At 37.3% G+C, this 16256-nt stretch carries 17 protein-coding genes; 12 read left to right on the forward strand and 5 right to left on the reverse strand.

All coding sequences use genetic code 11. The features are described 5' to 3' along the window. The first annotated feature begins 9 nt into the window (after positions 1–9). The 3 genes from J678_RS05895 (at position 10) to J678_RS05905 (ending at position 4435) form a co-directional block, all read left to right on the forward strand. Positions 10–2649 (forward strand): bifunctional aconitate hydratase 2/2-methylisocitrate dehydratase, encoded by a 2640-nt coding sequence (locus tag J678_RS05895; protein ID WP_025466133.1) that lies wholly within the window; start codon positions 10–12, stop codon positions 2647–2649. Positions 2650–2878: 229 nt separating this feature from the next. Continuing rightward, entirely contained in the window at positions 2879–3313 is a 435-nt protein-coding gene (locus tag J678_RS05900) for a hypothetical protein (RefSeq protein WP_002049000.1), read from the forward strand. A gap of 138 nt (positions 3314–3451) precedes the next feature. Beyond that, entirely contained in the window at positions 3452–4435 is a 984-nt protein-coding gene (locus J678_RS05905) for an ion transporter (protein WP_017393271.1), read from the forward strand. Between the two features lie 28 nt (positions 4436–4463). Here J678_RS05905 and J678_RS05910 read toward each other — a convergent pair whose 3' ends face one another. After that, a complete protein-coding gene (locus J678_RS05910; RefSeq protein WP_017393270.1) occupies positions 4464–5663 on the reverse strand; it encodes an MFS transporter in 1200 nt (399 codons plus the stop codon). A gap of 230 nt (positions 5664–5893) precedes the next feature. Between J678_RS05910 and J678_RS05915 the strand changes: the two genes are divergently transcribed. Together J678_RS05915 and J678_RS05920 are read left to right on the forward strand one after the other, a co-directional pair. Then, positions 5894–6322, forward strand: coding sequence for a hypothetical protein (locus J678_RS05915; RefSeq protein ID WP_004708124.1), 429 nt, complete (start codon positions 5894–5896; stop codon positions 6320–6322). Between the two features lie 271 nt (positions 6323–6593). Then, positions 6594–7514 carry a LysR family transcriptional regulator gene (locus J678_RS05920; protein ID WP_017393268.1) on the forward strand — a complete coding sequence of 307 codons (921 nt, stop codon included), beginning with the start codon at positions 6594–6596 and terminating at the stop codon, positions 7512–7514. A gap of 62 nt (positions 7515–7576) precedes the next feature. Here J678_RS05920 and J678_RS05925 read toward each other — a convergent pair whose 3' ends face one another. Continuing rightward, entirely contained in the window at positions 7577–8029 is a 453-nt protein-coding gene (locus tag J678_RS05925) for a DUF441 domain-containing protein (RefSeq protein ID WP_002049035.1), read from the reverse strand. Positions 8030–8285: 256 nt separating this feature from the next. Between J678_RS05925 and J678_RS05930 the strand changes: the two genes are divergently transcribed. Continuing rightward, on the forward strand, positions 8286–8504 hold the full coding sequence (locus J678_RS05930) for a hypothetical protein (RefSeq protein WP_002049030.1): 219 nt from the start codon (positions 8286–8288) through the stop codon (positions 8502–8504). 126 nt (positions 8505–8630) lie between these two features. Continuing rightward, on the forward strand, positions 8631–9335 hold the full coding sequence (locus tag J678_RS05935; protein WP_017393267.1) for a pseudouridine synthase: 705 nt from the start codon (positions 8631–8633) through the stop codon (positions 9333–9335). On the opposite strand, the gene J678_RS05940 is transcribed toward J678_RS05935, so the two are convergent. The 3 genes from J678_RS05940 to J678_RS05950 form a co-directional block, all read right to left on the reverse strand. Further along, positions 9328–9771 carry a GNAT family N-acetyltransferase gene (locus J678_RS05940; protein ID WP_002049009.1) on the reverse strand — a complete coding sequence of 148 codons (444 nt, stop codon included), beginning with the start codon at positions 9769–9771 and terminating at the stop codon, positions 9328–9330. The two genes, J678_RS05935 and J678_RS05940, sit on opposite strands and share 8 nt — an antisense overlap. Before the next feature lie 97 nt (positions 9772–9868). Next, positions 9869–10177, reverse strand: a complete 309-nt coding sequence (locus J678_RS05945; protein ID WP_002049033.1) for a type II toxin-antitoxin system RelB/DinJ family antitoxin — start codon at positions 10175–10177, stop codon at positions 9869–9871. A gap of 111 nt (positions 10178–10288) precedes the next feature. After that, a complete protein-coding gene (locus J678_RS05950) occupies positions 10289–11197 on the reverse strand; it encodes a pseudouridine synthase (RefSeq protein WP_017393266.1) in 909 nt (302 codons plus the stop codon). Between the two features lie 119 nt (positions 11198–11316). Here J678_RS05950 and tsaE point away from each other — a divergent pair, with 119 nt between their 5' ends. The 5 genes from tsaE to J678_RS05975 all read left to right on the forward strand — a co-directional run bounded on the left by tsaE (position 11317) and on the right by J678_RS05975 (position 16241). Beyond that, positions 11317–11790, forward strand: a complete 474-nt coding sequence (tsaE, locus tag J678_RS05955) for a tRNA (adenosine(37)-N6)-threonylcarbamoyltransferase complex ATPase subunit type 1 TsaE (RefSeq protein ID WP_002049012.1) — start codon at positions 11317–11319, stop codon at positions 11788–11790. Further along, a complete protein-coding gene (gene mutL, locus J678_RS05960; RefSeq protein WP_032027193.1) occupies positions 11783–13738 on the forward strand; it encodes a DNA mismatch repair endonuclease MutL in 1956 nt (651 codons plus the stop codon). The genes tsaE and mutL overlap by 8 nt, the downstream gene beginning before the upstream one ends. Positions 13739–13744: 6 nt before the next feature. Next, the gene (miaA, locus tag J678_RS05965; protein WP_017393264.1) at positions 13745–14689 is read left to right on the forward strand and encodes a tRNA (adenosine(37)-N6)-dimethylallyltransferase MiaA; all 945 of its coding nucleotides are present in this window, start codon (positions 13745–13747) and stop codon (positions 14687–14689) included. A 94-nt stretch (positions 14690–14783) separates the two neighbouring features. After that, positions 14784–15254, forward strand: coding sequence for an RNA chaperone Hfq (gene hfq, locus J678_RS05970; RefSeq protein WP_024433679.1), 471 nt, complete (start codon positions 14784–14786; stop codon positions 15252–15254). A 129-nt stretch (positions 15255–15383) separates the two neighbouring features. Continuing rightward, positions 15384–16241 (forward strand): DMT family transporter, encoded by an 858-nt coding sequence (locus tag J678_RS05975; protein ID WP_031997414.1) that lies wholly within the window; start codon positions 15384–15386, stop codon positions 16239–16241. Positions 16242–16256 lie beyond the last annotated feature (15 nt).

Below are 16256 nucleotides of genomic sequence, written 5' to 3' on the forward strand. Positions count from 1 at the left end.
ATGAACACCGTGCTAGAAGCTTACCGCCAACACGTTGCTGAACGTGCCGCACTCGGAGTCCCACCGAAGCCACTTGATGATGCTCAAACTGCTCAACTTGTTGAGTTATTAAAAAACCCACCGGCAGGTGAAGAAGCATTCTTGGTTGATTTGCTTGAAAACCGTGTTCCTGCAGGTGTTGACCAAGCAGCTTACGTAAAAGCAGCTTTCTTGGCAGCGATTGCAAAAGGCGAAGCGACATCTCCGCTAGTTTCTAAAGAACGTGCAGTTTATTTACTAGGTACGATGCTTGGTGGCTATAACGTAGCGCCTTTAGTTGAGCTTCTAGATGATGCTGAATTAGCAGGCTTAGCTGCTGAAGCATTGAAAAAAACATTACTTGTATTTGATGCGTTCCATGACGTAGCTGATAAAGCTAAAGCTGGCAATGCTAATGCAAAAGCTGTTTTACAGTCTTGGGCTGATGCTGAATGGTTCACTAGTCGTAAAGATGTACCAGAAGAAATCAAAATCACTGTGTTCAAAGTAACAGGTGAAACAAACACTGATGACTTGTCTCCAGCTCAAGACGCATGGAGCCGTCCAGACATTCCATTACACGCAAACGCAATGTTGAAAAACGAGCGTGATGGTATTAACCCTGAAAAACCAGGTGAAGTTGGTCCATTAAGCCAAATTAAAGAACTCATTGCTAAAGGCAACCAAGTTGCTTACGTAGGTGACGTTGTTGGTACAGGTTCATCTCGTAAATCTGCAACAAACTCTGTTCTTTGGTTCTTTGGTGATGAAATCGCTCACATTCCAAACAAAAAAGACGGTGGTGTGTGTTTAGGCGGTAAAATTGCACCGATCTTCTTTAACACAATGGAAGATGCTGGTGCATTACCAGTAGAGATCGATGTTTCTAACATGAACATGGGTGACGAAGTTACTCTTAAAATCGATCATGCTGCTGCAAAAGTTACTGCGTTCAAAAATGGCGAACAAATCGCTGAGTCTGAACTTAAAACTCCAGTACTTTTAGACGAAGTACGTGCTGGTGGTCGTATTAACTTGATCATTGGTCGTGGCTTAACTGCTAAAGCACGTGAAGCTTTAGGTTTAGCTCCATCTACATTATTCCGTACTCCAGTACAACCAGCTGACACTGGCAAAGGTTTCACTTTAGCTCAGAAGATGGTTGGTCGCGCATGTGGTCTCCCAGAAGGTCAAGGTATCCGTCCAGGTACTTACTGTGAACCTAAGATGACTACAGTTGGTTCTCAAGATACAACTGGTCCTATGACTCGTGACGAGTTAAAAGACTTAGCTTGCTTGGGCTTCTCTGCTGACTTGGTAATGCAATCTTTCTGTCACACTGCTGCTTATCCAAAGCCAGTTGACGTACAAATGCAACATACACTTCCAGACTTCATCATGAACCGCGGTGGTGTATCTTTACGTCCAGGTGACGGTATTATCCACTCTTGGTTAAACCGTATGCTTCTTCCAGATACAGTAGGTACTGGTGGTGACTCGCATACTCGTTTCCCAATTGGTATTTCGTTCCCAGCAGGTTCTGGTCTTGTAGCTTTCGCTGCTGCAACTGGTGTAATGCCACTTGATATGCCTGAATCAGTTCTTGTTAAGTTCAAAGGTAAAATGCAGCCTGGTATCACTTTACGTGACCTTGTACATGCGATTCCTTACTATGCAATCAAAGAAGGCGATCTTACTGTTGAGAAAAAAGGTAAGAAGAACATCTTCTCTGGTCGTATCTTAGAAATCGACTTAACAGAAATGGAAACTGACTTAACAGTTGAGCAAGCATTCGAACTTTCTGATGCTTCTGCTGAACGTTCAGCTGCTGGTTGTGCAATCACACTTTCTGAAGAGAAAGTTGCTGAGTACTTACGTTCTAACATCACAATGCTTAAGTGGATGATTTCACAAGGTTATGGTGATGCACGTACTATGGCTCGCCGTGTTGAAAACATGGAAAAATGGTTAGCAAACCCAAGCTTACTTAAAGCTGATGCAGATGCTGAATACACTAAAGTGTATGAAATTGACTTGTCAGAAATCAAAGAACCTATCCTTTGCTGCCCGAATGATCCAGATGATGCAAAACTTCTTTCTGACGTTCAAGGCGACAAAATTGATGAAGTATTCATTGGTTCTTGTATGACTAACATTGGTCACTTCCGTGCTGCTGGTCAGTTACTTGAGAAAGTACCAAGCGGTTCATTAACAACTCGTTTATGGTTGGCTCCACCAACACGTATGGACGAACATCAGTTAATGGAAGAAGGCTTCTATAACACTTATGGCCGTGCTGGTGCGCGTACAGAAATGCCTGGTTGTTCATTATGTATGGGTAACCAAGCACGTGTTGCGCCGAACACAACTGTTGTTTCGACTTCTACACGTAACTTCCCTAACCGTTTAGGCCAAGGTTCTAACGTTTACTTAGCATCTGCTGAGCTTGCATCTGTTGCTGCTGTACTTGGTAAATTACCAACTCCAGAAGAATACCAACAATATGCAGCTCAAATTGACAGTATGTCTGCTGACATCTACAAATATTTGAATTTCGACCAAATGGGCGAATATACAAATGCTGCTGATAAAGTAGATACTAAGAAAATTGCTGCTGCTCAATTGACTTAATAGGTCGATTTAGTACAAAAAAGGAGCTGATTATTCAGCTCCTTTTTTATTTTAATGAGAATTAGTGCATATTTTAATTATTAAAGTAATGAATTAATCAAGTTTTATTCCTATAAAATGTAAAAATAAATATAACGCTAGATATTAAAGAAGATTTTGCTTTAAAATAATTGAATGAACTTAAAAATAATTAAAAAGAACATGGGTATTTTATATATGGAACTTAAAAATGCTAAAGACAATTGTTGAATTTAAATTTGATGATTATCAGCTATATGATCAAAATTTATCAGCAGAAGACGGAAATACGTTAGTACAGAAAACGGAAGATATTGCACAGTATATTTATAGTATATTGAAAAATAGATATCACTTAAGTATTGAATTAAATGCTGAACGCTGGGGGTGGGAAATAGAAGTACCATTACCTGAGATCACGATGTATATCGGTATTAGTGTTTATGAAGAATATAGTAATGGCTTTGCGATATTCATTTCACCAAATACGCCAATTTTGAGAAGATTTCTTTTTAGAAAATTAGATATTACTCACCATATTATGCTGCTTCAAAATTATATTAACGTCATTTTGAAGTCACATGCAGGTATTTATGATGTGCAATGGTGGGAAGAAAATGAGTTTAGATATGTTGCTGCTCATTAAAATATAATTAGAAAATATGAAATATTATTTATGATTGTTTAGTTAATACAATTAATAAAATATTTTATTAGTCCTTATAGTGGTGAATTTAAGTATGTGAGCTTAATATATGTTCAATATCATGTGGCTCAGATCTGTATGCGAATTTTAGCTTGGAAGAGATTACGTAAATTCTTCTATAACAACCTTCATGATCATGATTACGAAACAATAGTGAGTAGGTGTATTAACTACTTCTTGGTTTTCTTAATTATTGGGAATGTCATTGCGGTATTGCTAGAAACAGTAAATGATCTGTATTACAGCTATCGTATATGGTTTGACTACTTTGAAAATATTTCAATTGCAATTTTTAGTGTTGAATACCTCTTACGCCTCTGGAGTGTAGTAGAGCGTGATCCGACACAAGCTGCATGGAAGCAGCGTTTAGCATGGATGAAAAGCGGAGAGGCACTGATTGACCTCATGGCAATTTTGCCTGCGTATCTAAATTTCTTTGTACGAATAGACCTTCGTATGCTTAGAATTTTACGATTACTTCGACTATTAAAATTAACTCGCTATTTTATTTCTTTGCAAATATTGCTATGTGTTATTAAGCGAGAAAAAGGTTCTTTTCAGGCAGTGATTTTTATTTTAATCATTATGATTATTATGACTGCCTCTGGTATTTATGTGGTTGAGAATAAAGCGCAACCAGAAGCGTTTAGCTCTATTCCTAAAGCAATGTGGTGGGCGGTCGTTACCTTAACCACAGTTGGATACGGCGATGTCACACCTGTGACCAGCTTAGGAAAACTACTAGGAGCTTTAATTACAATTTTAGGGGTAGGGATTGCTGCTTTACCGGCTGGTATTTTAGCTTCCGGTTTAGCCAATGAACTGAACCAACGGAATCAGCGCCTTGAACAAGAGTTTCGTGAGTTACTTCAAGTGCGTGGTATTAACATCATGCATGATGAAGTTGAAATAGAACGTATTCGACAAAAAGTAGGGCTACCAAAAGAACAAGCGCATAATCTAATTATCCAAATTATGCGCGAAAAAGTATTAGAAGAGAAAGAATCTGTGAGAGAGAAGAAATGCTATTGTCCACACTGTGGTGAAAAGTTAACAGATTAGTATTTTTATTAAAAAAGCCTAATGAGAATCAGGCTTTTTGAGTTGCTTTTTCTACAGCAAATGCGATGAGCAAGATAATAAGACCACCAAGGCTTAGTACGAAACCTACCCAGATCGGTGCAATCCAGCCCATCTGATGGCTCAGTACCCAACCACCTAAAAAAGCACCTAAAGCATTAGCAAGATTAAAGGCGGAGTGGTTAAGTGAAGCTGCTAGGGTTTGGGCATCACCTGCAACATCCATGAGGCGTGTCTGTAAAGCCCCACCTAAACCCATCACGGTTAGGCCAATTAAGAATAAAGAGCCAATTGCGCTATAGATATTACTCATTAGAAAACTTGCGACAACAAAAGCAATTGCTGAGCTAATAAGTACGCCCACAATAGTTTTATTGAGATTTTTATCTGCAAGCCAGCCCGCGGCTAACCCACCAATCACCATCCCGATGCCCCACAGCGCTAATGCAATAGGAACAATCTGGATATTAACTTTAGTGTATTCAGTGAGAATAGGTGAGACATAGCTATATACCGAGAACATGCCCCCAAAGCCAATTGCGCCGACTGCAAGGGTTAACCACATATTTATATTTTTAAGCCCAGCTAATTCTGTTTTTATGCTGGCAGTAGCTTGAACTGGAATATTTGGTACAAAGCAAGCTACAGCAATTAAAGTAAAAAATGCAATTGTTGCTGAAAATTCAAAACCTGCTCTCCAACCAAAATGTTGGCCTAACCATGTTGCTAAAGGTACGCCAATAACAGTAGCAACTGTTAAACCCATCATCATTTGTGCAACAGCTGAAGCTCTTCTTGAAGGACCTGCGAGTTCAGCAGCTACAAGGGCACCGACTCCAAAATATGCACCATGAGGTAATCCCGCAATAAAACGAGAAATTAGAACTGTTTCTGGTGTATGTGCTAAAGCTGTACATGCATTAGCAATACCATAAAACAGCATGAGACAAAGCAATAGAGTCTTTCTAGGAACTTTAGCGCCCAAAATAGCAATAATCGGGGCGCCAATTACAACACCTAATGCATAAGCGCTAATAAAATGCCCGGCTTCAGGTACTGTGATCTTTAAATTGTGTGCAATTTCTTGAATAAGACCCATTGCGACAAATTCTGTAGTGCCGATACAGAAACCGCCTACTGCGAGTGAAAAAATTGCCAAGAAGAGCGAGTAGTTTTGAGGAGAAGATGAAGGGGATTGGGGTGACGCCATAATAAATTAATAAAAGGAAACTCAAAAAAGAAAGTATAAGGGAAAAAAGAGATCAAAATAATAAAAAACTAGAATCTCGAGAGGAAGTTTGCATATTTAAACTAATAACATTTTATCTTTATATTGAATAATTTATCGAAAGTTTTTATTAAATTATATATGATAAGCACGTAATACTTTAGGCATTACAATAAGTTGTATAAATATTTAAGAAATAGAGAATCTAAATCGTGAGAAAATTAAGTATTGCCTGCCTTATGGGCTTGGTTATGTTATCTATGTCTGGTTGCTCAGTCTTTATGGCGGGGAATCAACCCAGTAAAAAAAATTTAAATGTTTTAAATCCGGGTAGTTCTCGCAATTATGTTATTGCCGAGTTTGGAGCACCTGTACTTTCCGAATATCGTGATGGTACAAGAGTCGAAATTTATACTTTCCAGCAAGGTTATCCAAAATGGGCTAAAGTAAGCCGTGCATTTGGCCATGGCATAGCAGATGTTGCCTCATTTGGGTTATGGGAGGTATTTGGAACACCAACTGAAGCATATTTTAGTGGGAAAGAAACCTCTTATGAAGTAACGTATGGGCAAGATGACTTGGTAAAAAGCTTTAAGCTCATCGATTTTGAGCAGGCATTTCCTAAGGCAAAAGCACAATGATGAAATGAAAAGGGCCATGAGGCCTTTTTCTTTGTCTATATAAAAGGTTCACTAATTTCTATTTAATAAAAATATTTATCTTTATATTTATGAAAATTCATTTCTTATAAAAAGAATTAAGTAAAGTTCATGTTGAGACAAATTAATTAATATTGTGATAAGATGAATACTGTTCATTAATAGTGATTTATCTAAACTGAATCTAATTGCTGTCAAACAACAGATAAGTTGAAAAATGTATAGATAAATCTATTTGTTCAGGCTTTTGCCCATGTTAGAAATTCGTCATCTTAAAACTTTGGTTGCTTTACGTGAACATGGTTCACTTGTTGCGGCTGCTAATGATCTGTGTTTAACACCGTCTGCTATTTCTCACCAATTAAAAGAATTAGATCATTGGTATGGTGTAGAAGTGGTGAATCGTCGAAGTAGACCTGTTAGTTTTTCAAATGTTGGACAGCGTTTACTCAAATTGGCTGATGATGTATTACCACAAATTCAGATCACACAAAGCGACATTACGCGAATTGTTCATGGGCAAACAGGCAGAATTATTTTTTCCTCAGAATGTCATAGCTGTTTTGACTGGTTAATGCCTTTATTAAATCAATATCGACAGCAGTATCCAGACGTAGACTTAGACTTTGCTTCGGGCTTTGAAGCAAATCCACATGAGCTTTTACAAAATGGTGAGTTTGATTTACTTATTACAGCCGATCCGATCGCATTAAAAGGAATCGAGTATTTTCCAATTTTTGAATATGAGTCGCGTTTGGTTTTATCAAATACTCATCGATTGGTTCGTGCTGAACATATTACAGTTCAAGACTTAGCTGAAGAGGTTCTCATTACTTATCCGGTAGATAAGCACCGTTTAGATATTATGTCGAAACTATTTATACCGGCAAATATTCAACCAAAACAGATTCGAACTACAGATTTAACGCAAATGTTGATTCAACTTGTAGCGAGTGGTCGAGGCATTGCTGCTTTACCAGATTGGGTAGTCAATGAATACGAACAGAAGGGTTGGGTGACTAGCCGCCGTCTAGATTGTGTTTCTCCAGCGGGTTTAAGACGTACATTGTATGCAGGTTATCGAACTGAAGAAAAAGAGAAGAGCTACTTTGAAGGTTTCTTAAAGCAGTTAGAAAAGTTCTCTTTAAAACGTAATGCTTATTATTCTGGATAAAAAATTAATTGAGCTTAAGTGTTAAAAAGGTGCGATTAAGCACCTTTTTAATATCTATAATTTTATTTACCAATGAATAAGGACAGCAAGCCTGCAGCAATCAGGGGACCAACAGGGACGCCTCGGAGTAAAGCAACGCCCGCAACTGTACCAATAAGTAAGCCTGCCACAACATCAGGTTGGCTTGACATAAGTTTCACACCACGTCCACCTAGCCAAGCCACAAGTAGACCAATAGCAATAGCCAGCAAAGATTTAAAACTTATAAAGGATTTTAAAATACTCTCTCCGCTAAGCTTACCACTGGCAATTGGAGTCAGTACGCCAATGGTTAAAATGAGAATTCCTAGGTTAAGACCATGAGCTTGAATATAAGGAAAAAATTGATTTAACGGTGTGATTTTAATGACGATTAAGATGCCTGCGGCAATCGTTACAGCTGCATTTTGACTTAGTAAACCGCAGATAAGTAGAACTAATAAGACAACTAAATTAACATCAAATTGGGCGAGCATGAGAAGCGGCAAGAAAAGCAAATAATTTGAATTGTATAATAATTAAGAGCCAAAATGTGAGGGCTTTTTAAACGTGGAATAGTGTAAAGGAAGCGTTTTCAAGAAAAAAATTAATGTATATGTCTCAATGATAAGGAGTTTTATTTTTAGTTACGCTTGGTCACAATGTTATATAAATTAACAACTTAAAAGACCATTCGTTTGAGAGATTATGATATAAAAAATAATCAATACTTATAACTACAGGGTCAGCCATATGGATATTATAGATATCAAGATTAAAGATCAGTTCGACAAAATTTATGATGCGAAAGCACAATTGAAGAAAAATTTAGTTGAACATGAAAATGAGCCTTTAAAGTTAAGTCAGCGTATCGAACATATTATTGTGGATAATGAGATCATTTTGCCTACAACAGAATTATTATTTGAAAGTGAGCAAAACGAAAAAATTTATCGAGTCATTGAAGAATAATTTGAAGAATAATTTGAAGAATAATTTGAAGATGATGGAAGTTAAGAACAAAGTTGATAAAGCAAAAACGTAATAAAGCTCTGAAACTGAGTTAAAATAATGGTTTAGTTCTAAAGAGAAAGCTTTATGCTGCTGGAAAAAATTTTGCAATCACAAGGGTTTGGTTCACGTAAATATTGCCAGCAGTTAATAAAAAATGGTTCTGTAAGTATTGAGGGAGAGATTGTCACTGATCTCAAAAAACAGTTTTCTCCTGAAAATTTAGAATTTTCTTTGTTTGGGGAAACTTATCAATATCGGGAAAAAGTTTACCTCGCTTTAAAAAAGCCGCAAGGTTTTGAGTGCTCACACAATCCTCAGCATCATCAAAGTGTTTTTAGTTTATTGCCTGAAATCATGATTCAACGGGGTGTACAAGCAATTGGCCGCTTAGATCAAGATACAACGGGCTTACTCTTACTCACTGATGATGGTAAATATTTACAAGCTTTAACTCATCCTCGTAAACACGTCCCAAAGGTTTATCATGTGACGACTATTGATTCAGTCACACCTGAGCAAATTGAAATGCTTACTCAGGGGGTTAATTTACACCAAGAAAAAGCTGTGTTTGCTGCGACAGATGTAGCACTGCTAGGGTCTCATCAATTAACAATGACCATTCATCAAGGCGTTTATCATCAAGTAAAAAGAATGATTGCAGCTGTTGGCAATAAAGTCGAAAAATTACATCGACATCAAATCGGTCAATTGGTTTTACCAGAGATTGAGGAAGGGGATTGGGTATATTTGTCGGAGCAGGAAAAGCAACTCGCTCAAAATATTATTTAAGAAAGCAATGGAATGTCTGAAATTCACTGTCTCGAATAAATCCCATTTTTTCATAGAGGCGGTGAGATTCATGATTATTCGTTTGAGTCTCTAAACTAATACGTAAAGCATTTTCTTGTTTTGCAAATAAAATAGCTGTATCAATGAGCTGTTTTGCTGAACCCTGACGTCGGAACATAGGGGTAACATAGACATCATCTAAGATATAGTAAGTAGAGCAAGCAACTGAAGAAAAACCTAAATAAAGCAAAACGAAACCTGTGATTTTTTCATCCTTAATATGGATGAAAAACACACTTTCTTTATTCTCAAAACGTTGTTTTAAAAAATGATGTGATTCATCAAGATTAGAAGATGCACCATAAAATTGACGGTATTCATCAAATAGAACAGCAAGTTGACTTAGATCTTCGTAGGTCGCTCGTCTTACAATCATTAGGCGCTCCTTGTATTTATGTTTATATTTTTACAAAGAGAGCATAACTAAAAAAGACGCCAATAGACGTTAAAAGTTGTTTAAAAATGCAACACCGTTAAGTTTTGTCACTTTCACCTAATAGTGCATTTAGCTCTTCAAATAAATCTTCATGGTCATCATCTTCATTTAAATTTGAAGGGTTCTGATTTAATGAAGTTGCTTTTGCTTTTCTCAGTTTTAATAATTGTTCCATATTAATGTTCTGATTTTCGATAGCAAAAGGAATAGATTTAGTCAAGACGACTTGTTTAAAGAACAGTCGTACCGCTTGGGCAGGGGTAATTCCCAATTGTTTAAAAACAGCAAAAGCTTGTTTTTTCTCTTGGGAGTCAAGTCGAACCTGATAAACTTCTGTTTTTCGCATGAATAACAAAACCAAATGATTTTTAATTTTTAGGGATTTATTTTAAACCATCGGAATGTAATTTCAATGTCTTTCAGCATAAAAAATAATCTTTTTGTCATTACGATGAGATTACAGTGTCAATTCAAAGTATGAATTGAAAACCATTTCCTGTTTTGTTAGGGGGTCTATAAAAGAAATTTGCTTAGCTAGAAGCTGTAAAGGCTGATAAAAATCATCATCGGCTTTATGTTGAACTATAGGATAAAACGGATCATTTTTAATCGGAATTCCCAAATGATTTAAATGAACACGGAGTTGATGTTGTTTGCCGGTGGTTGGTGTTAAACAATATTTAGCCCAAGATTGATTATGCTCAAGCAGCTCAATTTTAGTTTCGGTATTGGTTTTTGTATGTGCAATCACCTGCATTGTATAAAAGGGTGTACCTTTATCTAAATACAATTTTAAATTCTGAGGAAATTTTAATTCAGCTTTATAGGCAGCGATAGCATGGTAAATCTTATTGACTTGACGATCTGCAAATAACTGTTGGTAAATTCCACGTGACTGTGGTCGTTTGCAAAATAAAACGACACCGGCAGTTTCACGGTCTAATCGATGGATTGGGGTTAGAAACTCATTGCCAGTTTGCTTTTTTAATCGGACTAATAATGTTTCTTGTACATATTGCCCTGTTGGACTAATCGTTAAAAAATGGGGTTTATCTACAACAAGCAAGTCATCATTTTCAAATAAAATCTGATGCTCAAAGGGAACATGTACTTCGTTAGCAAGGAATCGGTAATAAAAAATATGCGTGTTTGCTATATAAGGGCTATCTAATGTTAATTTTTCGCCATTTTCTGCATAAATAAGTCCATCTTGGAAACGTTGCTGCCACTCTATTGCTGTTATATGAGGAAAGTTTTCACAAAGAAATTGATAGATGGTTTGTGCTGTCGTTTGTGGAGGAAGATAGACTTGGCTTGCGCTTACGCCATCAATCATAGGTGGGAAAAATTCAATCGGGCTAGACATAAAAGTGTGTCAATATTTAATAAATGTGATGTAAAAAAAGCCAACTTTAAGCACTTAAGTAGGCTTTAAAGCAGGGCAATGGTATCATATCGATTATTTTGAATCATGTTATGTGTGTTATGTCGTATTCATTGAAAATGGTCTTAAATCATGAAGAAGATACCCAGCGTTTAGCTCAGGCATTGGCGCAGCATGTTCAAGCTGGCGTGATTTATCTGATTGGAGATTTGGGCGCCGGTAAAACGACATTAACCCGTTATTTTTTGCAAGCTCTGGGGCATAAAGGCTCGGTTAAAAGTCCGACATATACGTTGGTTGAACCATATAAAATCAATAATAAAGAAATTTTTCATTTTGACTTATATCGTCTCAATGATCCGTACGAACTTGAATTAATGGGAATCCGTGATTATTTAGATATTCAGGATGCACTATTTTTATTTGAGTGGCCATCAAAAGGTGGAGACGAAATCCCTGAGGCTGATATCGTTATTGATATTCAAAAATCAGATGATGAACTCAATCGTTTCGTCACTTTAACTTTACCAACAGAGCATTTGTACCAGACTTTGCAGGAACAGCTTCATGACTGATGAAAAGCTAACACAACGTCGTATTCATACATTAGACGCCGCGTTAGCCAACCAGATTGCTGCTGGTGAGGTGATTGAACGTCCCTCATCGGTCGTAAAAGAATTATTAGAAAACTCAATTGATGCAGGTGCAACCGAGTTAATTGTGCGGATTGCACAAGGCGGCTCAACATTAATCGAAATTATTGACAATGGACATGGAATTCATCCTGATGACTTATCCTTGGCAGTGATGCGTCATGCAACCAGTAAAATTAAAACAGCAGAAGATTTACACGCGATTGTTAGCTTAGGTTTCCGTGGTGAAGCACTTGCTTCTATTGCTGCAGTTTCACGATTGACTTTAACCAGTAGCCAAGATGAAAGCGGAATTGGCCATCAGGTCGAGGTGAATGGTACAGCCTTTGATCATCAACAAGTCCAAGCTGTTGCTGCACAAAAGGGCACTCATATTCGAGTTCAGGACCTGTTTTTTAATGTCCCTGCTCGCCGTAAATTTTTAAAAAAACCAACCACTGAATTTGGGCATATTGAAGAAATTGTACGTCGTTTGGCTCTAACACATTTTGATATACGTTTTGTACTTGAGCACAATGACAATATTCGAATTAATTTACCAATAGCAGATAGCGGTGAATTGAGATTTCAGCGTGTACAGCAATTATTGGGTCAACAGTTTGTTCAAAATGCTTACTGGATCGATGCCGAAAGTATTAACATGCGTTTGTCAGGTTGGCTAGGGCATCCTTCTGATGCACGTGCTCAAGCAGACTTACAATATGTGTATGTAAATGGCCGAATTGTGAAAGATAAAACTATTTCACATGCTTTAAGAATGGCATACGACGGTATTTTACATGGTCATCAGCATTCATCTTATTTGCTTTTCTTAGAAGTCGACCCTGAAAATATTGATGTTAACGTTCATCCGACGAAACATGAGATTCGTTTTCTAAATCAACGAGAAGTACATGAGTTTGTCAGACATTATGCTAAAGAAACGCTAGCACAATTTCAGACCGCTAGTGCTGATTTGGCAAAAGCCATGAAAGTAGATGATACTCAAAATCTTTCGGTACAACCTCAGCCTAAATATCAAGAACAATTCACATTGCATCGTACAGAGCAAGCTGTTGATACAACTCTAGATAAGCCGAATAGTTCTCAACCTTCGACTGAGCTTTTAACTGATTTTAATAATAGTCGTCCCCAAGCTGTTCACTATGCAGAACAAACTCCAAAATATAATGGTTCTGCGCAGTTAAATAATGCATTAAAGACTTATTTGGCGCCATTACGTGATCAACCTGCTACCAATTTTTCAGTTGACGAAAATGTTGAACCAGTTGCTAAAGTAGATGAATTTCCATTAGGTATCGCAATTGCTCAGCTGCATGGAATTTATATTCTGGCGCAAAATACTGAAGGTTTGATTATTGTTGATATGCATGCAGCGCATGAACGTATTTTGCTGCAACAAATGAAAAATGCTTGGGATAAACCTGAGTTTTGGACATCTCAACAGTTACTTATACCTAAAGTCATTTCAATTAGTCGTATGCAAGCGGTACGGGTCGAAGACTTAAAGCCTCAGCTTGAGCGTTTGGGGCTAGAAATTGATTTATATGGCGATGAGCAAGTCATTGTGCGTGGTGTGCCGGCTATTTTGCAAAAAGCAGATTTTGAAAACCTTATTCCTGAACTTCTTAATGATTTAGATCCAAATGATGAAGCTCAAGGATTATTGCAAAAGCGTGATGAACTGTTAGCTGGTATGGCATGCCATGGGGCAGTGCGAGCACATCGACAACTTAGCCTCTCAGAAATGAACGCTTTACTTCGCCAAATGGAACAAACCGAATTTGCCAGTCAATGTAACCATGGTCGTCCAACTTGGCGTGCATTTCCATTATCTCAACTAGATAAATTATTTGCTCGAGGAGAGTAGTTTTACATGTCAAATCAATTGCCCGTCATCAATTTAATGGGACCAACTGCAAGCGGAAAAACCGCTTTGGCATGTGAACTTTATGAGCGTGGAGATTTTGAGTTAATTTCGGTTGATTCGGCTCTTGTATATAAAGACATGGATATTGGCACGGCTAAACCAACACGTGAAGAGCAGGAGCTATATCCACATCATTTAATAGATATTATTACTCCACTTGAGGTCTATTCGGCTGCCCAGTTTGTTGAAGATGCTTGTGTTTTAATTGACGAGATGCATTCACGCGGCAAAACTCCTATCTTGGTAGGAGGAACCATGCTGTATTTCAAGGCGCTCCTAGAAGGATTATCAAGTAACTTGCCAAGCGCAGATACAAATGTTCGTGCAGCAATTGAAGAAAAAGCAGCGAATGAAGGGTGGCAAGCTGTTTATGATGAACTGGTGGCAGTAGATCCGGCAGCTGGTGTGAAATTCAAGGTTTCTGATAAACAAAGAATTATTCGCGCGTTAGAAGTTTATCGTATTACAGGTCAACCAATTACCAAATTGCAGGCAGAACAACCAAAAAATGTACCATATCGATACATATTTCATAACTATGCTTTGCTTCCAGATCGGTTAGAATTACATCAACGCATTGAGCAAAGATTAAGCAAAATGTGGGATATCGGTTTTTTGAGTGAAGTTGAATCTCTAATTGAAAAATACGATTTAGATGAAAATTTACCCTCTATGCGTTCTGTTGGTTATCGACAAGCTCTAGAATTTCTATTAAAAAGTGATATGAGTCTCAAAAAAAAGCAAGAAATGGAGGATAAAGCCTTATTTGCAACACGACAACTTGCCAAACGTCAATATACGTGGTTACGTTCTTTGCAAGAAATACACGATTTTAAAACTTACTTGACGATAAAGCAGGCGAAAGAAGACTTGCGAAACTCTTATGGATAAAGCAAAATTTGCACACTGTCTTTTTATAATTTTTAGTTGAAAAATAAAGATAGTTTTTTTGCGCTGATTTAAAAATTTTTTTTTGGAGTTAAAAATGTCTAAAGGTCAAACTTTACAAGATCCGTTCTTAAATTCTCTCCGTAAAGAACGTATCCCAGTTTCTATTTTCCTTGTTAACGGTATTAAATTACAAGGTCATATTGAATCTTTTGACCAATATGTTGTTTTATTAAAAAATACTGTAAGTCAAATGGTTTACAAACACGCAATTTCTACAGTTGTTCCAGCTCGTAACCCACGTCCAGCAGGTGCACAAGGTGCAGGTTTCCCAGCTCAGGGTGGTAGTCAAGGTGGCTTCGGTGGTCAAGGCGCTGGCTTTGGTGGTGCTCAAGGCGCTGGCTTCGGTGGTCAAGGTGGCTTCGGTGGTCAAGGTGGCTTCGGTGGTCAAGGTGGCTTCGGTGGTCAAGGCGGCTTCGGTGGTCAAGGCGGCTTCGGTGGTCATCAAGGCGGTTTCGACAACGATTCTAAATTTGAAGATGGTCAAGACGACGAAAATAATCGTTAATTGATTAGCTTAGAAAAACCAGTCAGTGATGGCTGGTTTTTTTATGGCTTTAAAAATATAAAAAGTATAATCAGTTATTTGTAGTGCATCTCGCTTTCTTGAAAATTCAGTTTAATAGGTTATTCGCAAATGATATTAATATTTGCTGCGGCGCTGTGCAGTGTTCTGGTGTCTGTATTACTAAAAAATTTAAAGAAAGAGGGCTATCAACCCATGCAAATGATTGCATGGAATTATGCAAGTGCCAGCTTGTTATGTTATTGGTGGTTTAAGCCAGATATTCAGCATATTTCTATACAACACATGCCTTGGTGGCTAATCGTTGCTTTAGGCATCATTTTACCGAGTATTTTTTTATGTCTTTCGAAATCCTTAGAGCATGCCGGTATCGTCAAAACAGAAATTGCTCAGCGATTGTCAGTGGTACTTTCTTTATTAGCAGCTTATTTCTTTTTTCAAGAACGGTTTAATTCTCTTAAATTATTAGGTATTGGTTTAGGAATTTTTGCTGTTATTTTAATCGTATTTGGACAGATAAATGGCACTTCAGGCCATCAATCGAAAAAGGCAATTCTTGCGTTAATGAGTGTCTGGTTTGGTTATGCTGCTGTAGATGTCTTGTTAAAATACACGAGTAGTTTGGGGCTACAATTTACGTTAACTTTGAATCTGATTTTTATTACAGCCTTTCTATTATCAATAGTTTATTTATTATTCCAAAAAAAGTCAGCATGGAATTTTAAAAATACTGTGGCTGGATTAATACTAGGTGTACTTAATTTTTCAAACATTGCCTTGTATGTTAAAGCACATATTTTACTTAAAGATTCACCAGCGATTGTGTTTGCAAGTATGAATATTTTAGTGGTATTACTTGGAATAGTTTGTGGTGTAGTTTTATATAAAGAAAAATTAAAACTCCCAACGATTTTAGGAACGATTTTGGGAATAAGTGGATTGGTTTGTTTAGCCTTAGCTATGAAATAGGAGTTCAAAAGACTG

The organism is Acinetobacter sp. 1424608 (assembly GCF_000588255.1).
Taxonomy (GTDB): domain Bacteria; phylum Pseudomonadota; class Gammaproteobacteria; order Pseudomonadales; family Moraxellaceae; genus Acinetobacter; species Acinetobacter nosocomialis.